General features: G+C 67.2%; 17 protein-coding genes, 1 pseudogene and 1 riboswitch. Of the genes and pseudogenes, 9 read left to right on the top strand and 9 right to left on the bottom strand.

From position 1 onward, the window contains the following. The first annotated feature begins 119 nt into the window (after positions 1 to 119). The 4 genes from VA603_RS19285 to VA603_RS19270 all read left to right on the top strand — a co-directional run bounded on the left by VA603_RS19285 (position 120) and on the right by VA603_RS19270 (position 6,777). Entirely contained in the window at positions 120 to 398 is a 279-nt protein-coding gene (locus VA603_RS19285) for a hypothetical protein (RefSeq protein ID WP_323439801.1), read from the top strand. Between the two features lie 127 nt (positions 399 to 525). Further along, complete coding sequence (locus tag VA603_RS19280) at positions 526 to 1,692, top strand: hypothetical protein (protein WP_323439800.1); 1,167 nt, start codon at positions 526 to 528, stop codon at positions 1,690 to 1,692. Positions 1,693 to 2,012: 320 nt separating this feature from the next. Next, positions 2,013 to 5,027, top strand: coding sequence for a TonB-dependent receptor (locus tag VA603_RS19275; protein WP_323439799.1), 3,015 nt, complete (start codon positions 2,013 to 2,015; stop codon positions 5,025 to 5,027). Positions 5,028 to 5,142: 115 nt separating this feature from the next. After that, positions 5,143 to 6,777, top strand: a complete 1,635-nt coding sequence (locus VA603_RS19270) for an alkaline phosphatase D family protein (RefSeq protein WP_323439798.1) — start codon at positions 5,143 to 5,145, stop codon at positions 6,775 to 6,777. A 105-nt stretch (positions 6,778 to 6,882) separates the two neighbouring features. Here the strand turns inward: VA603_RS19270 and VA603_RS19265 are convergent, their stop codons facing one another. After that, the gene (locus VA603_RS19265; protein WP_132865090.1) at positions 6,883 to 7,077 is read right to left on the bottom strand and encodes a hypothetical protein; all 195 of its coding nucleotides are present in this window, start codon (positions 7,075 to 7,077) and stop codon (positions 6,883 to 6,885) included. A 264-nt stretch (positions 7,078 to 7,341) separates the two neighbouring features. Here VA603_RS19265 and VA603_RS19260 point away from each other — a divergent pair, with 264 nt between their 5' ends. Next, entirely contained in the window at positions 7,342 to 7,704 is a 363-nt protein-coding gene (locus VA603_RS19260) for a BON domain-containing protein (protein ID WP_132865091.1), read from the top strand. 93 nt (positions 7,705 to 7,797) lie between these two features. On the opposite strand, the gene VA603_RS19255 is transcribed toward VA603_RS19260, so the two are convergent. From VA603_RS19255 to VA603_RS19245, 3 genes and pseudogenes are all read right to left on the bottom strand, one after another. Next, positions 7,798 to 8,952, bottom strand: coding sequence for a YncE family protein (locus tag VA603_RS19255; RefSeq protein ID WP_323439797.1), 1,155 nt, complete (start codon positions 8,950 to 8,952; stop codon positions 7,798 to 7,800). A gap of 158 nt (positions 8,953 to 9,110) precedes the next feature. Further along, positions 9,111 to 11,068 (bottom strand): annotated as a pseudogene (locus VA603_RS19250) (alpha/beta hydrolase family protein). Positions 11,069 to 11,164: 96 nt separating this feature from the next. Further along, positions 11,165 to 11,878: a hypothetical protein gene (locus VA603_RS19245; protein ID WP_323439796.1), complete on the bottom strand. Its 714-nt coding sequence runs from the start codon at positions 11,876 to 11,878 to the stop codon at positions 11,165 to 11,167. A 211-nt stretch (positions 11,879 to 12,089) separates the two neighbouring features. On the opposite strand from VA603_RS19245, the gene VA603_RS19240 reads away from it, so the two are divergent. Beyond that, positions 12,090 to 13,565, top strand: coding sequence for a hypothetical protein (locus VA603_RS19240; protein ID WP_323439795.1), 1,476 nt, complete (start codon positions 12,090 to 12,092; stop codon positions 13,563 to 13,565). 27 nt (positions 13,566 to 13,592) lie between these two features. Here the strand turns inward: VA603_RS19240 and VA603_RS19235 are convergent, their stop codons facing one another. The 3 genes from VA603_RS19235 to VA603_RS19225 are packed head-to-tail and all read right to left on the bottom strand — an operon-like array spanning position 13,593 to position 16,131. After that, complete coding sequence (locus VA603_RS19235) at positions 13,593 to 13,985, bottom strand: hypothetical protein (protein ID WP_323439794.1); 393 nt, start codon at positions 13,983 to 13,985, stop codon at positions 13,593 to 13,595. 49 nt (positions 13,986 to 14,034) lie between these two features. Beyond that, positions 14,035 to 15,129, bottom strand: a complete 1,095-nt coding sequence (locus tag VA603_RS19230) for a DNA glycosylase AlkZ-like family protein (RefSeq protein ID WP_192286761.1) — start codon at positions 15,127 to 15,129, stop codon at positions 14,035 to 14,037. A 48-nt stretch (positions 15,130 to 15,177) separates the two neighbouring features. Beyond that, the gene (locus tag VA603_RS19225) at positions 15,178 to 16,131 is read right to left on the bottom strand and encodes a hypothetical protein (RefSeq protein WP_323439793.1); all 954 of its coding nucleotides are present in this window, start codon (positions 16,129 to 16,131) and stop codon (positions 15,178 to 15,180) included. A 231-nt stretch (positions 16,132 to 16,362) separates the two neighbouring features. Here VA603_RS19225 and VA603_RS19220 point away from each other — a divergent pair, with 231 nt between their 5' ends. From VA603_RS19220 to pnuC, 3 genes are all read left to right on the top strand, one after another. Further along, positions 16,363 to 17,499 carry a phosphotransferase enzyme family protein gene (locus tag VA603_RS19220; RefSeq protein WP_323439792.1) on the top strand — a complete coding sequence of 379 codons (1,137 nt, stop codon included), beginning with the start codon at positions 16,363 to 16,365 and terminating at the stop codon, positions 17,497 to 17,499. A 43-nt stretch (positions 17,500 to 17,542) separates the two neighbouring features. Beyond that, a riboswitch (TPP riboswitch) is annotated at positions 17,543 to 17,638 on the top strand. A gap of 70 nt (positions 17,639 to 17,708) precedes the next feature. After that, the gene (locus VA603_RS19215; protein WP_323439791.1) at positions 17,709 to 19,877 is read left to right on the top strand and encodes a TonB-dependent siderophore receptor; all 2,169 of its coding nucleotides are present in this window, start codon (positions 17,709 to 17,711) and stop codon (positions 19,875 to 19,877) included. After that, on the top strand, positions 19,874 to 20,470 hold the full coding sequence (gene pnuC, locus VA603_RS19210) for a nicotinamide riboside transporter PnuC (protein ID WP_323439790.1): 597 nt from the start codon (positions 19,874 to 19,876) through the stop codon (positions 20,468 to 20,470). Before VA603_RS19215 ends, pnuC begins: the two co-directional genes overlap by 4 nt. Before the next feature lie 96 nt (positions 20,471 to 20,566). Here pnuC and VA603_RS19205 read toward each other — a convergent pair whose 3' ends face one another. After that, positions 20,567 to 20,821, bottom strand: coding sequence for a nucleotidyl cyclase domain-containing protein (locus VA603_RS19205; RefSeq protein WP_323439789.1), 255 nt, complete (start codon positions 20,819 to 20,821; stop codon positions 20,567 to 20,569). A gap of 3 nt (positions 20,822 to 20,824) precedes the next feature. Beyond that, entirely contained in the window at positions 20,825 to 21,784 is a 960-nt protein-coding gene (locus tag VA603_RS19200) for a GGDEF domain-containing protein (protein ID WP_323439788.1), read from the bottom strand. Between the last annotated feature and the right edge of the window lie 150 nt (positions 21,785 to 21,934).

Here is a 21,934-nt window from a genome sequence, read left to right as displayed (position 1 = left end):
CCATGCCCGCATGGTCCATCCAATGCCTGCGCCAGGTAAAGCACCCCGCGCGCGTGGCGGTTGCGCGGCACCGGCTTCATCACGCAAGCTCTGCGCTCCCTTCGGCCAACACTCCACCCATGCAAGACAACATCATCCAGATCATTCCCGCCAACGGCTGGGTCGCGGTATTCGAGGAAAACGGCGATGAAAGCGCGCAGTCGCTGGTCTGCTTCGCCGTCGTGGAAGAAGCCGGCAAGCGTGCGGTGCGGCCGATGGTGGCCAACGGCAAGCTGATCAGCCTGGCCGACACCCTGCCCCACTTCTCCCGTGTCGAAGAGCTCGATGCCTTCGAAGACGAGGAAGAGGAGGAGGAAGACGAGGAAGAAGAAGAGGACGAGGAAGAAGACGAAGGCTGAGCCCTTCGCCCCCGCGTCTCCGATGGCCCGGCCTGCCCTGCGCAGCCGGGCTTTCTTTTTGCCTGTCATCACCGGGTCACGCCCGCGCTCGATGCTCCTCGGTCGCTTCCGGACCGCCTCGCACGCCATGATGATCCGCACCCCGCTGCTGACCCTGCTCGCCGCCGGCATCAGCTTCACCGCCCTGGCCGCGCCTTCCACGACACCGCCGGTGCTGCCCGTGGCACACCACGGCGGGCAATGGGAGTCCGGCCACGTGCAGGGCATCGCCGTGGACCGCGCCAACGGCTACATCTACTACTCCTTCACCAACCTGCTGGCGCGCTATGACTTCAAGGGCAACCTGGTGGGCACGCTGGTCGGCTGGACCGGCCACCTGGGCGACCTGGACTTCAACCCCGCCGATGGCAAGGTCTACGGATCGCTGGAGTACAAGAAGGACAACGCCTTCTACATCGCGATGATCGACGTATCGCGCATCGATCGGGTGGGCATCCGCGCCTCGGAGAGCGACATCCTGCGCACCGTCTACCTGCCGGAGGTGGTGGCGGACTACACCGCCGACGTCAACGGCGATGGGCGCTTCGAAGGCGATGACGGCAGGTATCGCGGCAGGGAGGCCGAATCACCCGACCACCGCTATGGCTGCTCGGGCATCGATGGCGTCTCGTTCGGTCCCCGCTTCGGCCGGATGGACGGACCGCGCCTGCTCACCGTCGCCTACGGCATCTACGGCAACACCGCGCGCAGCGACAACGATCACCAGGTGCTGCTGCAGTACGACACGGCGCAGTGGGATGCGCTCGCGCGCCCGCTTACCGAAGCGGCGCCGCACCACAGCGGCCCGGCCACCCTCGACGGCAAGTACTTCGTGCGCACCGGCAATACCCGCTATGGCGTGCAGAACCTGGCGTACGACGACCACGGCCAGCGCTGGTTGATGGGCGTTTATGCCGGCAACAAGCCACAGTTCCCGAACTACCTGATGTTCGCGGTCGATGCACGCAGCGCCCCGGTCCGGGCTGACCTGCGCGGCGTCGCCGGCCAACGCGCCGGGCAGTGGCAGAAGGGCCTGTTGTTGCCGCTGGCCGACATGGGCCTGCACGACACGGCCAGCGGCGTGCGGGGCTGGAACCAGAAGAGCGATGTCGGCCTGCAGCCACTGGGGGACGGCCTGTTCTACCTGGCCACGGACGCCCGCATCGATGGAAAGCAGAGCGCGGATCTGCGCCTGATGCGCTGGACCGGCGACGCGCACCAACCGTTCCTACCGGTCGACGCCGACCTCCGCTAGGAGCGGCCCAGGCCGCGACGCGCGCGGCATGCCTGCCCGCGTGCGCCTGCCATTGCAGGAACGTCGGCAATCGATGCACGTCATCCACTGTGGGCTTCGCCGCCGAGGTCGCTCCCACCGTTGCTGTCCGTACGGAAATGGCCTTGGGCTGCGGGAATTTCGGCATCAGCGATCACACACAACAAAAAGCACCTTCATACCGCGCCGACTGCGGCGGTGAAACGTAAAGGTTCTGTAATTGTCCGGACGTAACCTTCGCGCCGCTTGCACGGCGGACGCTCAGCTGTGTGCGGTACTCCCACACTTCTCCGGATGGAAACATGTTCGAACTCAGGAAGTCGGCGCTGGTCAGCGCCATCATGGCTGCGCTCAGCGTTTGCCCGGTTGCGCATGCACAGCAGTCGGCCGAGGCCATCGTGCAGGACGTGGGCACCGGCAGCCTGCGTGGCCGCGTGCTCAACACCGCCACCGGCGATTACGTGCGAAACGCCGAAGTGCGCATCGAAGGCAGCCGCAGCGTCACCTACTCGCAGGAAGGCGGGCACTTCCAGCTGACCGGTATTCCGGCCGGCGAGGCCACGGTGCTGGTCCGGTACACCGGCCTGCAGGAATCGCGCAGCACGGTGCGCATCGAGGCCGGCAAGGCCAACGCGCTGGAGGTGGCGTTGCAGGCACCGTCGTACGCGGTCGGCAGCGGTGCAGCGACCGACCTGGACATGATCAAGGTCACCGCCTCGCGTGACGGCCAGGCCAGCGCCATCATGGAACGCCGCGCCGCGATGAACGCCAAGAACGTGGTCGCCGCCGACAACTACGGCGCGCTGACCATGGGTGACGTCGGTGAATTCATGAAATCCATGCCGGGCCTGTCGCTGGATTACACCGAAGTGGACGCCACCGCCGTGCGCATCGGAGGCCTGGACCCCAAGTACTCCACCTTCACCACCGATGGCGCGCGCATGGCCACGGCCACCTCGAACAACAACTCGGGCCGGCAGAACTCGTTCGAGCAGATGTCCATCACCGGCATCGAGTCGATCGAGTTGAACAACACGCTCACCGCATCGATGGATGCAGACGCACCTGGCGGCAACATCAACCTGCGCAGCAAGTACGCCTTCCAGCGCACCAAGCGCGACATCGTGTTCCAGCTGGGCGCGGTGGGTACCTCCGACTCCACCTGGTCGGGCAAGTACTTCCCGGATGACAGGAAGCACTCCACGATCTACCCGTCCGGCCAGTTCGGATTCGGCGACGTGTTCATGGATGGCCGCCTGGGCGTGGAGTTCAACACCAGCTACAACGCCAACTACGTGCAGCAGGACCGCATCCAGACCGACTACGCCTACAAGGCCGACGGCAGCGCGATGCCATACCGCGTGATGTGGCGCCCGGGCCCGAAGATGACCAGCCGCACCGCGGCCAACCTCAGCCTGGACTACCAGATCACCGATGACCTGGTCGCCTCCCTGCGCAGCACCTATTCGATGTATGACGTGGAGTACTTCAACCAGTACACCTACCTGATCTTCGGCACCCCGACCAAGTCCGAGACCGCGTCCGGCTCCACGCCCAACCACATCGTGGTCAACCCGAACGGCACCAACACCCGCCTGCATACGCAGTACTCGCATCGCTATGCGGGCACGCCGGCCTACCTGGTCGCGCCCAAGCTGGAGTACAAGGGCGAGGACTGGGAAGTGGTGTTGCGTGGCAGCTATTCCGGTGCCGAGTTCAACTTCCGCGACAACAGCAAGGGCTTCTTCCAGCGCACCGACAGCTGGCTGACCGGGATCGGCTTCACCCTGGACCGTCCGTCGGAGAGCTCGCACGAATGGATCCTCAACCAGACCGCAGGACGCCCATGGGGTGACCCGGAGAGTTTCAACCGCGACGCCGACATCGGCTACAACATCCGCACCGCCGAATCGGACGCGCTCAACGACCAGCATGGCGTCAACCTCGACCTCAAGCGCCACCTCACCTTCTACGACAACCCGCTCACCCTGATGGGCGGGTTGGGCACGCGCAGCAATGACTGGCGCACCAACGAAGGCGCCTACAAGCAGTACAAGTACATCGGCCCGAACGGCAGCCAGACCGACCCGGCGTCGCAGATCCCGTGGACCGGTGACTACGACTTCGCCATCATCGGTACCGGCGCGGGCAACATGAACCAGCAGGGCTGGCGCGCGGACAGCAACTACGCGATGTACGACATCTTCAAGGAGCACCCGGAGTACTTCGCCCCGGACGTGGTCGGCAACCTCAAGCGCGAGCTGGACAACAACAAGCGCATCCAGGAAGAGGTGAACGCTGCCTACCTCGAGGCCGAGACCCGCATCGGCGACGCGCGCATCGACCTGGGCCTGCGTTACGAGCAGACCCGCACCGCCGCGCGCATCGCCGACGTGCGCCCGCTCAGCGAGGTCAAGGCCGCCGGCCTGGATCCCAACACGGTCGAAGGCCTGATGTTCCAGTACAACAACGGCCGCTACACCACCCGCCGCGGCAAGTACGACGACTTCTTCTTCAGCGGTGGCGTCAAGTACGACTTCACCGACAAGCTGGTCGGCCAGGTCTCCTTCAGCCAGTCGATCCTGCGCCCGGACTACGGCAACCTCGGCGGCGTGGTCTCGGTCAACGACGACACGATGATCGTCACCGTGCCCAACGCGCAGCTCAAGCCCGAGCACTCCACCAAGTACTACGCCAGCCTGCAGTACTACCTGGAGCCGTCGGGCATGCTCGGCCTGTCCTACTACAAGCTGGACATGAAGGACATGCAGGTCACCGGCATCACGGTGGACCCGCAGGACGTCGGCTTCAATCCCGGCGACTACGAGGGCTACACCTTCCGCAGTGCGCAGAACCTGCCGGGCACCAGTACCAACGAGGGCATGGTGCTGGAGTACAACCAGCAGCTGACCTTCCTGCCGGGCGCCCTCAAGGGCCTGAGCCTGTACGGCTCGCTGACCCACGTGAACCCGGACGGCCCGCGCCAGAACCTGCCCAAGGAGGCGGCCAACTGGGGCGTGCGCTACAACTACGGCCGCTTCGATTTCCAGATCAACGGCAACTACCAGTCCAGCCACCGCGTCAGCGCGCTGAGCAACACGCCGACCACCGCCAACAACGGCATCCTGTACCGTGCCTCGCGCGAGCTGTGGAACATCAGCGCCACCTACAAGCTCACCGACAACATCGACGTGATGCTGGCCGGCCGCAACATCTTCAACGAGCCGGAATTGATCTATTCCAACGTGGCCAGCCGCGTGCAGATGTACACGGTCTACGGCTCGATGTGGAACTTCGGCATCCGCGGCCGCTTCTGAGCCCGCCCCCCACCCTGCACTCCGCCCTTCCCCGCCTTCGGGGAAGGGCGGAGCAGGCAGGCATCGGCATCCATGTCCTTCCCGCTTCCTCCAGCGCCCACCAGGAACCTTCGCAATGACCCTCACCATCGACCGTCGTCGCCTGATCATCGGCGCCGGCCTGGGCCTGGGCGCCCTGCTGCTGCCGGGTGGCAAGCTGCTCGCCACCGAGGTGATGAATGCCAGGGGTTTCACCCACAACGTGGCCAGCGGCGAGCCGGGACCCGATTCCATGCTGCTGTGGACGCGCTACGTCCCTGCGGGCAACACGGACGAGGTCCGCCTGCAGGCGGAGATGGCCCTGGACCAGGCGTTCACCCGCGTCGTCGGGGGCGCCATGGTGCGCACCGGCGCCTATCGCGACTGGACCGCCAAGCTCACCATCGATGGGCTGCAGCCCGGCACCACCTATTACTACCGGTTCATCGCACCGGACGGCAGCCACTCGCCGGTGGGCCGCACCCGCACCCTGCCGGTCGGGGACGTCGCCAGCTTCAGGCTGGGCCTGTTCTCCTGCTCCAACCTGCCGACGGGCTGGTTCAACGCGTATGCACACGCAGCCCAGCGCCAGGACATGGACCTGTGGCTGCACGTGGGCGACTACATCTACGAGTACGGCATCGCGTCCTACAAACCGCATGACCGCATCGACGAACGCCAGGTGCTGCCCGCGCACGACCATGAAATGGTCTCGCTGCTCGACTACCGCATGCGCCTGGCCTGTTACCGCGCCGACCCCGACCTGCAGAAGCTGCACCAGATGGCGCCGATGGTGGCAGTGTGGGACGACCACGAGATCACCAACGACAGCTGGGAGGGCGGCGCAGGGAACCACCAACCGGCTACCGAAGGCGACTGGAGCATGCGCAAGGCCGCCGGCATGCAGGCCTATCGCGAATGGCTGCCGATTTCAGACGAGCCGTGGAAGGCCTATCCCATCGGCGCGCTTGCCACCTTGTACCGCACCGAATCGCGCCTGCTCGGGCGCACCCGCCAGGCCGACATCGAAAGCGCCTTCGCGGCCGGCAGCCAGGCTGCGCTGGAAGCCTTCCGCGATGGTCCATGGCAGGACCCGTCGGCCACCATGCTCGGCCTGGAGCAGGAAAGCTGGCTGTACCGTGCGCTTGGCCAGAACGCGAGCCAGAGCATCTGGCAACTGGTCGGCATGGGCACCATCCTCGGTCGCACCGTGATGCCCGCCAAAACCGTGGACTGGCTGCGCCCGGATGCCAGCGCACGCACCGTGCAGGCGTTCACCGACTACGTGCGCGCGGCGCGGCTCGGCCTGCCGATGTGGATGGACCGCTGGGACGGTTACCCCGCCGCACGCTCGCGCCTGCTGCGTGCGGCCCAGCAGGCGGACGCCAACCTGGTGATGCTGTCCGGTGACAGTCACAACGCCTGGGCCTACTCGCTGCAGGAGGACGGCCGCCCCGCGGGCATCGAGTTCGCCGTGCAGGCCGTCACCTCCGGAGGCATCGAAGGCAGCGTGGTCGTGGATCCGCGTGACGTCGCCCGCATCTTCATCGAAAGCAATCCGGAGCTGGACTGGTGCGATACCTCGCGGCGCGGCTACGCGATGATCGACATCCGCCCGCAACGCATCACCGGCGAGTGGGTGTTCATGCAGGACATCAAGACGCGGGGCCTCGACGTGTCCGGCACCCACCGCATGAGCGCCGAGCGCGATCGCAGACGGTTTTCGGCATAGTCGCGCTGAAACGGCGTCGGTCGCGAAGCCGGTCGATCCTCCGTACGCACCCAGCCCGGCAACCGGTATCGGCTTCGCGCCCGAAGACACTCCTGCGACGGGGAATCACCGGTGATGGGATGCGTGGTGCGCACGGCCGGAGCCGGAGCGCTTGCCGCCGCCATCGTGCTTGTTCACCGTCGCCCAGGCGATGCGTTCGGCATCCTTCTTCGAACGCCCCTCCTTGCGCTCGCTTTGTTCGATGTGCTCGGCCTGCCGCTTCTGCTTGTCGGTATAGGCACTCTTGTCACCACGGGTCATGGTTGCTGCTCCTGCAGGCACGGTGGTGGCCTGCCGGTGTCCAGACTGCGCAGCCGTCCGTAATCGGCATGTGCAGGTACCGTTGCATGCACGCATTCAACACCACAGGAGCGCACGGCGTTCAGCGCCGGCCCATCAACTTGAATGGCCAACGCTCACCTTCTGCTTGCACAACCGGTGCAGTCCATTAACCCGAGCGGGCGCAGGATGTGATCGGGTCCTTGCAGGGCCCGCGTTCATCCCCACAAGGCCGGAGGTACGTCCATGAAACGTCACCCGAGCGGGTTGTTGATCCTCGCCGTGGCAGCCGTCCCCACCTGTGCGCCGGTGGCCACCGCCACGCAGACGATGCAGGAAGGCCCGCCGCCGCAGATGGCTCCTGCCACCGAGAAGCCACCCAGCGATGCCTGGATCACCACCAAGGTGAAGGCGGCGCTGGTCACCGCCGCCGATGTGCCAGGCATGGATATCCGCGTGGAAACCCAGCGCGGCACGGTCATGCTCAGTGGCCACGTTCCCACGCAGGAGCAGGCCGACCGCGCGGTCGTCACCGCACGCCGGATTGATGGCGTGCAGAGCGTGGACAGCAGTGCGCTGATCATTGGTGACGCGAGCGCTGGCCACTGACGCAGTCCCCTCGGCGCATCTGGCCGCTCATCGCGGCAACCGCCCGGCAGCGATCGCTTCCTGCCGGGCGGCTTCCTGCCGCCGCCGTCGCGGTCAGCTGCCCAGTTCAATGCGGGCCACGCTTTCCTCACCGCCATTGGGATCACCCTCGCCATTCTTGATGCTCACGTACAACACGTTGTTGCGTGCATCCAGCGCCAGGCTGTTCGGATGGGTCGGCACGGACCAGCTGCCCACCGGGCGATAGCTGTCGCTGTCATAGGCGGTGACCGTCCCGGCTTCCCGGTTGGTTACGTACAGGCGCTTGCGCGCTGCATCAAGCAGGATGCCGAGCGGACCGGCATCGGTCGGGATGCTCGCCAACTCCCGCCCGGTACGGCGGTCCAGCACCAGCACACGCTGGCCGGGGTGGCGCGAGACGAAGCCATCGATGCTCTTGCCCTGGTAGGCGCGGATCATCTCCAGCCCCTGGTCGGTGACGAACAGGCGCTCGCTGCCGGGGTCCAGGGCAATGTTCATCGGTTGCTCGGCGCTGATCCTGAAGCGTTGCTCGACCTTGCCGCTGTCGGTGCCGACGGTGACCACCTCACCGCGCAGGTTCGAGGTGTACACGCGCTTTCCGGCTGCATCCAGGGCCAGCCCCGGGGCCTTGGCGTTACCCAGCCCGGCAATGGTGTCCAGCAGCGTCAGCGATTGCGTGTCGACCACGAACAGCACGCTGCCTTCCTGCGAATGCCCGGTGACATACAGGCGATGGTTGGGCGCATCGACCACCAGCTCGCGCAGGTCGTGGCTGTAACGGGGCTTGCCGTCACTGCCGGTTACCTTCTCCATCAGCTGCACGGTGCCGATGGCCATGCCCTGCGCGGTGTCGACCACGGTCACCGAGGTGTCCACGGTGTTGCCGACGTACAGGCGGTGGTTACTGTCGTCCAGCACCAGGCCGAAAGCCTTGCGCTCCAGCGGGATGCGGGCCTGCACGGCGAGCGTGCGCGGGTCCAGGCGCAGTACCTGTGCCGGCCCGGCATCGTCACCGAAGCCGCCGGAGGAGGCGACGAACAGCGCCTGTTGCGAAGGGCTGTAGGCCAGCTCGTACAGGCCCTTGGCCACGGCCTGGCGCTGCACGCCGGCAGGCGCGCCATCGGCAGCGGCCGGCGCATTGCCGGAGGCCATTGCCAACGGCGCAGCCAACGCGAAGGAAACCGCCAGCGCGAGGGCGGCGGAACGGAAGAGGGAATGAGAGTGCATGCGAGCGTCCTTTGGTCGGGCACGAAGGGTGTCCTGGCTCGCTGGGCCGTCGTCGGACGGCAGGTCCCGCTGCATGAAGCGTGGGTGGCTTGCTGGTGCCGGCATGGTAGGGAAAAGCGAAGGCGGAGTCGAGCATCCGCCTTCGCAGCCGTTGCCGCCTATTGTGCGCTGGCCGTCGCTCCGCCGAGATGGCGTGCGAGGAAGGCCAGCAGGCGCTGGTAGTACGCACGGCGATGCGGCTGCGTGTAGAAGCCGTGCCCCTCGTTCGGGTAGTAGAGCGTCTCCACCGGCACGCCGGCACGCTTGAGCGCCTTCTCCATGCGTTCGGTATGTTCCACCGGTGCACGCTCATCCCTGCCGCCGGCCGCAAGGAAGACCGGCACCTTGATCTGTTCGGCGAGGCGGCTGGGCGAGCGAGCCGCCAGCGTATTGCGCTCGCCCAGCCATTCGGCGGCCCACGTACGCCCGGAACGGCTGCGCGAGGATGCATCGCTGTGCATCAACTCCAGGTCATAGACGCCGACATACCCCACCGCACACCGGTACAGCTCCGGGTCGCGCACAGCGCCCATCAACGCAGCGTATCCCCCGTAGCTTGCGCCGTAGATGCAGATCCGATCAGCCTGGGCGATGCCCTGTGCAACGGCCCAGCGGGTGGCATCGGCCAGGTCATCCTGCATGCGTCCGCCCCACTCGCGCACGCCGGCATCGGTAAAGGCACGGCCATAGTTGCCCGAGCCTCGGTAGTTCACGCGCAGCACTGCATACCCGGCGGCCGCCAGCAGCTGCGTATCGTCATCGAACTCCCAGCCGTCAAACACACCATAAGGTCCGCCGTGCGGCAGCAACACCATCGGCTTCGCCCCCGCCACCGCGCCCCTGGGCTCGGTGAGGTACCCGTGCAGCGTCATGCCGTCGCGTGCCTTGAAACTCACATACCGTGTGGCCGGCATCTGGTCCGGGATGAACCACTCGCGGCGACTGAAGATCCGGTTGGCCTTGCGCTCCTGCGTATCGAACAGGAAGTAGTCGCCGTTGTTGCGGTCGCTCCACACGTACAGCAGCACCAGCCGGCCATCGGCAGTGGCCGAGGTCAAGCGGATCGCACGCCACTGAAGGACTTCTCCAGGCTGCGGTACAACCGTGCCGCGCGGCCGTTCTCGTCGAAGAAGCGGTTGTCGACCCGTTCGCGCATGTACGACGCGCCCACCGGCGTGCGGCCGTCGAGGTCATACAGGATCCGGTACGGATCCACGACTGCATCGCGCAACAGTTCCACTTCCTCACCCGTGGCCGGGTTCCAGGAAACAATCGCGTCCGGGCCGGCCTTGCGCTCCACCTGCAGGTAGGCCAGCGTGCCGTCGGCGCTGAAACCCAATGGGTAGCGCCGGTGCCCGCTGCTGCCCTCGTCATTGATCAGCCGCCATTCCTGCCCGCGCGCGTCGCGGTAGTACAGCTTGGACACGTTGTCGGTGTTGGCACCCACCGCGAATCGCACCTCGCCGGAAGCGTCTGTCTTGAAGTCCGCACGCCGCACCGGCACATCCGCGATGCGGGCCCGGTGCCGGTTGTAGATATCGAGCTTCTCGATGCGGATGAATGGATCGCTCGCCACCGGCATCGCCGATACCAGCACATTGCGCGCATCGTCTGCCAATGGGTCCAGCATGTATACCGATTGATCGAAGGTGGACTTGTATTCAGAGACGATCCCCGCCCTCTCGTTGACCCCGTAAGGGCTGGCCAGCAGCATGCTCTGCTTGCCGTCCACGTTCACTGCGTACAGCTCGCCAATGGCCACCGGAGTATCACGCGAGCCCTGCCGGCGTGCCATGGAGATGACCACGCGCTCGTTGTTCGCCCACCAGAAGTCATCCACCACCGAGTTGGCGTCCCCGGAGATGCGCGCGGTGAAGGCGTTGTCGGAACGGCGCAGGATCAGCAGCGCGGTGCGATCCTCCAGCGGCGCGGTCACCGCGTAATGCAAGCCGTCGGGCGAGATCTTCACCCACTGGTACATGTCCTGCCTGACGAACGGCTCCACGTCCAGGGTTGCCGCACCGGCAACTGGCATACCTGCCATCAGCACGAACAACACGCGCATCCATAACCGCATATCGAACCTTCCGTTCGCTGCCCCAGCCCCCCGCTGGCGAAGCGAGCATCGCGAAAAATGCCAGCAGCGTCGAGTGCCGTCGACCGGCGCCCCGCCTCAGCGTGGGCGCAGCCTTTCGCATTCCCTCGCCGCGGCGTACTGCGTGTAGTCCTGCAGCCGGGCACGCATCGACGGCAAGCCATCCAGCCGCGCATGGAGATGGGCATCAACCGGCACGAGCGCACGCAGCGTGCGGCTGACCGACAACGACCAGTTCTGCCTGTCCGGCGCTTCCATCGGCGCGTAGTCGCCAGCGACCCACGGCACCAACATGGCGTGCTGTGCGGTCGAGTGCCAACGCTGCTCGCGGCCTTGGCGGTGGAGGATGCGCAGCTGGACGTAGGGATCGTCATCGGTCCAGCGCATCCCGGTGCCGTAGTAGGCATCCACCTCATCCCGCACGCTGCGACCGCGCAACCGGCTGCGCGCCAATGCACGCAGCTCATCGGCATCGCAGGCCAGTGGCGGCCAGGTGGTCCAGAACGTAGCGGGAATGAGCTCGCTGCGCCGCACTCCGCCTGCGATCTCGCGCATGGCACGTTCGCGTTGCCACGGGCGTTCCTGCAAGGCAGCCAGCAGTTGCGCCACTGCCGTCGACCTCACCGGCCACTCCCCGGCACGAACGCCGCCAGCGGTGCTCTCATAGTGCCCCTGAAGGCGGAATCCACCACCTCCCCGGACGGGAACAAGAACGAACGTCTCATTGATGACGCCCCAGCCAGTGTGTTCGTACCTGATCTCGATACGGTCGATATCGGCAACATCCGCCATCGGCAATGGCGGCTCCGTGCAGGAGCATCCCCCCAACAGCAGCACTCCCAGGACAAGCCAACAAGCACGCATCCGACGTCCTCCCTAGATGCAGCCATTCAAGCATCATCCGCGCCATCATCGCCACGCGCACCCAACTGCGGGCGTCGCGTGCCACAATCCAAGGACTCCAAGGGGATGGGATGGGCGGATGACTCTCAGGCACATGGCCATGCTGGCCGTTCTGTTCGGCTGTGTTTCCGGTACGGCCATCGCCGCGCCCGCAGCGGATGTGTTCTACCGGCAGCGCGTCGCCGAGGCACTGGCCATCGCCGCCGACGAACCCGGCAGTCGCGCCGATGCGCTGCTGGACCGGCTGCTGGCCGACCCGGACTATGCCGGCCTGCCACCGGCCGAGCGCAACCGTCTGCTGTCACGCGCGGCGCTGGTTGCCTGGCAGAACGACCGCCTGGACGTCGCCTCGCAGCGGTATGCGGAGCTGGCCCGGCTGGACAGCGACAACCCCGATGATTGGTACCGCATGACCGGCGTGGCGATGCAGAAGGACGACATGGACGGCGCCGCCGAGGCCATGACCGAATTCGCCGCACGCTGGCCGGAATATCTGGACAACACCCGCCCCGAACTGCTGTTCATGCTGGCCACCCACGGCGATACCCGCAGCCCGGCACGCATCGGCTTCCAGCAGGCCCTGTTCGATGCCAACTGGAAAGGCGGCAGCTCCAACACCCCGGGCGCCATCTGGTTCCGGCTGGCGCGCGCACGCCTGGAGCAGGGCGACACGGAGGCCGCGCGTGCCGTGGTCCAGCGCATCCAGGAGCCGGAGTTCCTGATCTCGATGCGCGCGGACAAGCGTTTCGACCCGGTGTTCAACCGCGACCGCCCGCGCTTCGACGTCGCCCTGGCGGTCGATCGCCAGATCGCCCTGCTGCGCACCCGCACCCAGGTATTCCCCGACCGCCTGGAGCCGCTGCTGCACCTGAGCAGTGCCCTGTTGCTGGCCGGCCGCAACGAGGACGCCATCGCGCTGTCCGACGCCGCCGTCGCCCGGATCGCCGCCGCCAGCACCGACAAGCCGGCCTTCAGCGACATGGACCAGCAGGTCTGGCTGATGAACAACAAGGCCATCGCACTGCGCCGGATGGGACGCACCGAGGAAGCCATCGCTGAAATGCGTCGCGCCAGCCAGCTCAGCGAGAATGGCGAGGAGAACATCAGCCAGGTGTTGAACCTGGGCGAGTTCGAATGCGCCAACGGCAATGCCGCCGAAGCCATCCGCGTCGTCGCCGCCGCGCCGCTGGCCAACCTGAGCAACTATGGCAAGGCGGTGGCGGCCCATGTGCGCCACTGCGCCGCCCTGCAGCAGGACAACAGCCGCCAGCAGAAGAAGGCGCTAAAGGAACTGCACGCGCTGCGCGATGATGCGCCCATGCCGTATCTGGACGCGTTGATCCAGGTCGAGCCGGAGCAGGCCCTGGCCTTCATGCGGCAGCTGCTGGCCCAGCCGGACAGGCGCAACGACGTGCTGGACTGGGCCCAGGACTGCCTGCAGTCACCGCTGCTGCCCGGCGAGCAGGTTCCCCAGCAGCGGCAGGACGCGTTCCTCGCCCGCGCCGATGTGCGGGCCGCCATCGAAAGCGTCGGCCGGATCGAGCGCTACCCGCTGTACTGCCGGCAGTCACGCTGACCGGCATGGCAGCGTAACCGTCGCGAACTACCGCGCTGCGCTGGCTCCCCGCCGCAGCGCCAGGTTGTAGAAGCTCGAGTACACCGTGGTCACCGACAGCGGCACCGCGATGGTGCGCGCGATTTCCGGCGTACCGGCCAGCCAATGCAGGCTGGTCAGCAGGACCAGCGATACCGTCATCGCCACTACTGGCGGCAGCCACCCGCCCACGCTGCCGGGCAGGCGCACCGACATGGCCTCGATCATCCGCTTCAGGAACAACGTGATCAGCGCCGACAGGGTGCCCTGCACCACGCCGGCGATCAGTGGGCGTGGCATCGGATGCGCACTGTTGGCGAACACCGCCCAACCGCCCATGCCCAGGAACGCCACCGCCATGTGTACCGCGCTGCTGCGCATCGCCGCTGTCGCCCGCTTCATTGCCTGCCGCTCTCCTTAAGGGCGCGCGCCGCGCGGCGCCGCTCCGTTGTCATGGGTCCAACCCCAGGAACACCCGCATCCGCGCCAGCTCATCCTCCAGCCCGCGCCGGAACGCGGCGTCACGCGGTGCCCGCCCCGCCACGTAGCCCAGCTGCGCCTGCAGCTGGCCACCAGCCACCCCAAGGTTGCCCCAGCCGATCACCTGCTCGCCCCACAGCAACGGCAGGGCGTAGTAACCGAGCTTGCGCTTGGCCGGTGGGGTGTAGGCCTCGAAGCGATACGCCCATCCCCAGAACTGTTCGAAGCGGCGCCGGTCCCAGACCACCGGATCGAACGGCGTCAGCAGCCGCACCGCGTCATCGGGCTTCCAGCGCGCCGAGGCCGGGTTCTCGCCCTCGGGCCAGAACCAGTCCACGCCTTCCACGCGTACCGTGCCAAGGCGCTGCCGTGCACGCTTCAGCGCATCGGCACGCAGCCCCTGCCATTGCGGCACGCCGCTGCGCAGGTGGCCCAGCAGTTGGCCCAGGCTGGCCGCCGGCAGCGGTGCGTACTTGCCCACGATGATGTCGAGCAGCGCGTCCAGGCGGGCCTGAGCAACCTCCGCCGTCACCGGCGTCGCATCGCCCTGGCGCAGCGCATACACGCGGGTTCCACCGTCGCGCCGCGCCACCCGCAGCAATCCGCGGTAATGCATGCCGTCCAGCAGCTCGGTGCTGGCATTGGACGAGCCGCCAAACCAGTTGGTGGTCTTGCCGTGGGCGAACTGCGCATCGACCTCGCGCGGATGCACCACGCCACGTTCTGCGATGAACTCGCGCACGGCATGCGCCTGTTTCCAGCGCGCCGGCGTCCACACCACCCGCGCCTGGCGCGGATGCATCAAGGCATGGTGCGCGCGCGGCAGGAAGCCGTAATTGACGAAGAAATCCTCTTCCAGCGCCAGTCGTGGATAGCGACGCTCCAGCTCACCGGCGCGATAGCCGGTGACGCGGTGGCGCAGGGTCAGGTCCTGCGCACGCGCCGGCGCTCGGATCGGATCGGCCTGGACAAAGCCAAGCTTGCCGATCGCCCGCATCAGCGTGGTCGGCGTGAACAGCGAGCGGGCGATGGCATACCGGCGAAGATGGTCGAGGGTGGGCTGCATGGGGGAATGATGCACGCATTCCCCCCGCCCCACCCAGTGCCCCCGGGTTCAGCGCTGGCCGCTGGCCGCGCGGCAGTAGTATTCGGCCAGTGCGAAGCTCAAGGGATGCTGCGCGGTGAGCCCCCATTCCGCTTCCAGCGCGCCGGTACGGAACCGCACCACACGGTCGGCCACCCCACGCGCCTCCAGCAGGCCGGGGAGTTTGGCGCCGAGCGCGCTGGCATCCAGCGCCTCGTCGCTCACGATGCACAGCCCCACGCCGGCAGCCAGCGGTGCTTCCTGCAACATCTCCTCAAGGTCTTCAATGCTGCCCTTGTCGTTGTCGATGGAATCCACCTCGGCCCCTTCCTCGGCCAGCCGGTACTGCAGCTGGTCGGCATCGAGGAACAGCGTCATCAACGACGGCGCCGGACGGGGCGGCGCGTCGCACTTCTTCGGCCACGGCGCGGTCTGAACCGGGCTGAGGCTGCCGTCGGCAGCGACCTGGCGCACCGCAATCCCGCATCGCATGGCATCGAAGTCGCGGATCATGTCGCCCTCGTAGTCCACGCCCGCCTCGGGGACGAAGCTGACCTGCACCCCGCGTCCGCGCCCGCAGCTCAACCCGGCGCCGCTGGCGATCTGCGCCTGCAATGCCACCGGCTGTCCCGGCACCAGCACGAACTCGGTGTAGTAAGGGTTGGCCATCAACCGGTTGCGGTCTTCCAGCGTGCGCGTGGTAACGCTCTGCGGGATGCCAATGGAGGTATTGGGCTGGCGCTTGCCGACCAGTGCCTTGAAGCCGAGCGACACCGCACCCGAACCCTCGATTTCCTCCTCGTAGGCATCCTCGCAGTGGGCGTTGGTGAACATGGTCAGGCCAACGCCGTTCTGCCCGAACAGGCGGATGCGGGCCGGGCGCTCGACGCTCGCGGGCGCAACCGGCGATGCCTGCGCCTGTGCGGCCGATGCATCGATGAAGGAAACACTGGCCAGGGCCAGCAACAGGGCGCGGGGGGACATGGGTACGAACTCCATTTCGAAAGGCGGATCGCCGGAAGGGGAAGGGGCGGCGCACGATAGCGCATCGTCGGAGGCAGCATCGGCCGCGCGGACGGGAAATTGAGCCCTTTCCCTCAGCCCAACCCCTCTCCCCGCATGCGGGAGGGGGGGCGTCGCCGCACGTCCCCTCCCCTTGCCGGCCCGACGCGCTACCCTGTCGCCCCTGTACCACCACGCCCGCCCCGCTTTGCCATGACCACCTCCCCTCACCGCGTCCAAGGCCTCAACAACGACGAGGTGCCGGCCGACTGGCCTGCGATCAGCGCCGGCGAGATCACATGGCTGGCGACGCGCTTCCCGCAGCTGGAAGCCACGGCAACGCTGATCTGGCACAGCCCACGCCCGATGTCCGCTGCGGCCATCGCGCAAGGCGTCAATGGCAGGGTCTTCATCAAGCGCCACCATCACCGCGTCCGCACCGCCGCCACGCTGGCCGAGGAGCACCGCTTCATCGCGCACCTGGTCCGGGCAGGTGTACCCGTGGTTGATGTGCTGGCGGACCGTAGCGGAGCCACCGCCCTTGCCCACGAAGGCTGGACCTACGAGCTGCATGCCGTCGGCGAGGGGGACGACCTGTACCGCGATGCGCCGTCATGGACGCCGCTTACCGACCTCGCCCAGGCACGCGAGGCCGGTCGCATGCTGGCCGCGCTGCACCACGCAGCGGAGAGCTACACCGCGCCACAGCGCGACACCCACATCCTGGTCGCCCGCGATGACCTGATCCGCAGCCCAGACCCCATCGCGCTGCTGGCACGCGACGCCTCCACGCGCCCGGCCCTGCACGACTACCTGTCCCGGCGCCCATGGCTGCAGGAGCTGCAGCAGGATGTGCTGCCCTGGCACAACGGCTTGGCCGCGCGCCTGCAGGCCGAGCCACGCCTGTGGGCACACAACGATTGGCATGTCTCCAACCTGCTGTGGCAGCGCGAGGGCGAGGCGACGCGGATCGCCAGCGTGCTCGACTTCGGGTTGGCCTCGCCGACCAGCGCGCTGTTCGACCTGGCCACCGCCATCGAGCGCAATGCCATTGCCTGGCTGGAACTGGAGCGCGGCATGGCCGCGGTGCATGTGGATACCGCACTGGTCCTGCTCGACGGCTACCGGCAGGTGCGCCCGCTCCCGGCCGCCCAGGTACACCTGCTGGCCGATCTGCTGCCCATCGTGCATCTGGACTTCGCACTGTCCGAAGTGGAGTACTTCCACGGCATCACCGGCTCCACCGCCAATGCCGACATCGCCTACTACGACTTCCTGCTCGGCCATGCCCGTTGGTTCGGCAGCGCCGACGGCCAGGCCCTGCTGTCCGCCCTGCACGCCGCTGCCTGAATACCAACGGGGCGCAAATCCGTACCGTTTGTGGTCAAATACGCGCCTGAAGCGGGGGTGCCTGGTTTTCGCAGGCTGAGAGAGTCCCTTGGAACCTGATCCGGTTTGCACCGGCGTAGGGAGCTTTGAGCAGCAGGCACACCGCCTCCATGGCCGGTTGCGCGTGCGCGCCTTCGCTTCGTCTCCCCCACCGGCTGATGACGAAACGAATGAACCGCTGCTACCGAATCTCGCTGTTGAGCGCTGCCCTGAGCGCGGCCCTGCCGCTGTACGCCAGCAACCTCGAAACCGCCGCCGAGCGCTCGCCCACCGAGCTGGCCGCGGTGCGCGTGCAGGCCAAGCAGCCGCATGCCGGGAACACCCAGTCCAACAGCTTCGGCGCCGGTGACTGGAAGAACACCCCGGCGTCGATCACCGTGCTGGACCGCGAGCTGCTCGACAGCCGCCACGTGCGCACGCTGTCCGAGCTGGCCTACAACGATGCGTCGCTGGGCGACGCCTACGCACCGGTCGGCTATTACCAGAACATCGCCATCCGCGGCTTCGCGCTGGATACGGCCACCGGCTACCGCTTCAACGGCCTGAGCATGGCCGGCGAGCAGCGCCTGGCGCTGGAGAACGTGCAGCAGGTGGAAATCCTCAAGGGTGAGGCTGGCCTGGCCGCTGGCGTGATCGCCCCCGGCGGCGTCATCAACTACGTGGGCAAGCGCCCGGCCGAAGTACGCACCGTCACCCTCGGCACCGATTCGGAAGGCAGCCGCTATGCCGCAGTCGACGCCGGCCATTGGGTAACGCCGCGCATCGGCCTGCGCTTCAATGCCGCGTGGGATGACAGCAACTCCTATATCGACAATGCCGACGGCCGCCGCAACTTCTACGCACTGGCCACCGACTGGCTGATCGGCGAGCGCGGCAAGCTGGAAGTGGACGCCAACTACCAGACCAGCGCGCAGCGCTCGGCGTCGGGCTACCAGTTGCTGGGCGCCACCACCCTGCCGCGCAACGTTGACCGCAAGAAGATGCTCGGCCACCAGGCGTGGCAGGCGCCGGTCGGCATCGACAGCACCAACCTCACCGCGCTGCACATCTTCGACTTCAACGCGGCCTGGCAGTCGCGCGTGTCGGCCAGCTACAGCCGCTCGGTCATCGACGACAACGTCGCCTTCGCCTACGGCTGCTACTACGCCGCCGAATGCGCCGACGGCAGCGTGCCGGGCAACTATTTCGCGCCCAACGGCGACTACGACATCTACGACTACCGCAGCCCGGACGACACCCGCCGCAACCGCCAGCTGCATGCCGAGCTGCGTGGCCAGTTCAGCACCGGCAACGTCGCGCACCAGCTGACCGTGGGCGCGGACTACTTCGACCGCACCGTGGACAAGCGCCGCAACGTCAACGAGTACGTGGGTACCGCCAACATCCACGACAAGGACGTGCCGCAGTTCGCACCCTCGCCGCTACAGCCGGGCCCGTCGGTGCGCCGCCTGGACAGCACGCAGAAGTCGCTGTTCGTGCTCGACCGCGTGACCTTCGCCGACAACTGGCAATGGCTGGCCGGTGGCCGCTTCGTGCGCCTGGACGAGCGCGCCTTCGACAAGCGCGGCAACCTGGAACGCAGCAGCCGGCTGTCGCGGTTCCTGCCGCAGACCGCGCTGATCTGGAGCGCCAACGACGATCTCAACCTCTACGCCAGCTATGCGCAGGGCATTTCGCTCGGCCAGGAGGCGCCATTCTGGACCACCAATGAAGGCACCTTCCTGCCGGCGGTGCGCTCGCGCCAGGTCGAGGTCGGCGCCAAGTACACCCCGTCGGATGCGCTGACGCTGAGCGCGGCGCTGTTCCGCATCAACCAGCCGTTCCAGTACGCCAAGCCCGACGACAGCGACTACGGCTATACCTTCGTGCAGGAAGGCCAGCAGACCCACACCGGGCTGGAACTGAGCGCACAGGGCCACGTCACCGAGCGCCTGCAGCTCACCGCCAGCGCCACCGCACTGCGCGCACGCGCCCGCAACAGCGGCACGCCCGCGTATGAAGGCCACCCGCTGATCAATGTGCCGAGCAGCCGCGCCAGCCTGCATGCCGAGTACGCCCTGCCCTTCGCCGAAGGGCTGGGCATCACCGGCGGCTGGCGCTATGCCTCCTCCAATGTCGCCACCGCCGACGGCCGCGTGCGTGCGCCCAGCTACAGCGTGGTGGATGCCGGCCTGCGCTTCCAGCACCGGCTGCGCGATCACGCGGTGAACTGGAACCTGTCGGTGGACAACGTGTTCAACCGCTTCTACTGGCGCGACACCGGCAGCAGCTCCGGTGACTACTACCTGTTCCCGGGTGCACCGCGGCAGGCGCGCCTGTCGGTGACCATCGCGCTATGAACCCGGCGATCCTGGAATGGTCGGCGGTCGCGGCCAGCATCCTCGGCGTGTGGCTGATGGCGCAGCGGCGGATGCTGGCCTGGCCGGTGGGGCTGGTGTCGGTGGGCCTGTACGCGCTGGTGTTCATCGAAGCCCGGCTGTACTCGGACACGCTGCTGCAGGGCGCGTTCGCCGCCTTCCTGCTATACGGCTGGCTCAACTGGCGCAGGCAGACGCAGGCCGAAGGCCGCATCGTCATCGCGCCCTTGGCCACCGGCCAGTGGACGCGCGACCTGGGCATCGGCATCGCCTTCGGCCTGGCCCTGGGCGCGGCCATGCACAACTGGACCAACGCCGCCCTGCCGTGGCTGGACGCCATGCTCGCCGCGCTCAGCCTGGTCGCGCAGTGGTGGCAGGCGCGCCGCCACACCGCCGCCTGGTGGCTGTGGATCGTGGTGGACGTGGTTTACGTCGGCATGTACGCGGTGAAGTCGCTGCATGCCACGGCGGGCCTGTACCTGGTGTTCGTCGGACTGGCGGCGATGGGCCTGCGCGCGTGGAAGAAGGCCGGCGCACAGGACCGCATGCAACAGCCAGTCTCGCCGGCCGCCTGATCCCGCCACGCGACGTACGGACGGCCGTGCCGGTTCCCTCCCCTGCGGCGGGAATCGGCCAGACCACACGTCCTCGCGCATGACCAGTGCTGTGCCTCAGGTAAGCGCCACATCCGCTTCCGCCTTCATCGGCGCGCTTCCCGGCGGGGCATCCGCCACCGGCGACGCCCACTCCACGCGATTGCGCCCGGCATGCTTGCCGCGATAGAGCGCGGCATCAGCGTCCTGCATGGCGCGCTCCAGCGAGGCTTCATCGCCAAAGCAGTGCGACACGCCCACGGTCACCATGCAGCGCAGCCCGGCGTAACGGGGGCCTTGCAGCATCACCTTGTTCTGGATGGCGCCGCGCACCCGCTAGGCCACGCGCCGTGCCGCCGCATCGTCGGCGCCCATGCAGATGACGGCGAACTCCTCTCCCCCCAGTCGGCACACCAGGTCGTCCTTGCGCACCGCGCCACGCAGCGCATCCGCCACGCCACACAACACCGCGTCGCCCACATGGTGGCCGTAGTTGTCGTTGATGCGCTTGAAGTGGTCGACATCAACCAGCAGCAGGCGGGCCCGGGCATTGGGCCGCCGGAACCAGGCGTCCAACGCCTCGGTCAGGCCGCGACGGTTGAGCAATTGGGTCAGCGGATCACGCGCGGCCATGCCACGGAGCGCATCGGTCAGGCGGCGCAACACCAGCCACACGATCGACGGCGGCAGAATGGTCGCCAGCGAGCACATATAGACATAGAAGACCATCTGGAACGGGCCATCCATGCTCAACGCCGCCAGCCCACCACTGAGCAGCTTGATGAGCTTGATGACGTTGAGCACGCAGATGCCACTGATCAGCAACGCGAACAGCAGCACCTCACCGCGCAGGTCGCGCGCGAACGTGCGCACGCCATACAACAGCACCGCCACCATGCCGATGAAGCACAGCGCACAGGTCGCCGCGAGCAGCGAGTAGCGCGCCACCGAACCCCACGCCGCATCCACCAGCACCTGCACCACGGCATAACCCACGCCAATGCCGACCGACGGCCATAGCAGGGGCATGGCGCGGCCAAAGAAGCGCGCCCCACCTACGCAATACGCCAGCAGCGAGCAGAGCGTGAGCGAATGGTTGACCACGCTCATCCAGCTCCAACCCGCCGGCCCCTCCAGCAGCTGCAGCACGTAGGCCATGCCCAGCGTGAGGTTGCCCACCGCAAACGCGTCCATGCCCATCTTCTCGCCGCGCAGCCGTCGGCTGATGAGCAGGAACATCACCGTGAAGCTCAGCAGGTAGACACACAGCATGCCTACGAGAAGGGTGGCGATCATGGGGTGGTCGAGGTTGGGAAGCGCAGATGCAGAACAACGCGGATGGCCGCCAGCCTGGGCAGCGGAATCCGGAGCGGGAAAACCAGGTGGCGCGTATCGTACCCAATCATGCCTTCCACCTCGCATATCGTTTCGAGCGCATTCCGAGCG

This window comes from Stenotrophomonas capsici, assembly GCF_034961085.1.
GTDB classification, from domain to species: domain Bacteria; phylum Pseudomonadota; class Gammaproteobacteria; order Xanthomonadales; family Xanthomonadaceae; genus Stenotrophomonas; species Stenotrophomonas capsici.
Note: the sequence above shows the minus strand (reverse complement) of the source record. Positions and strands in the feature narration are given on the sequence as shown.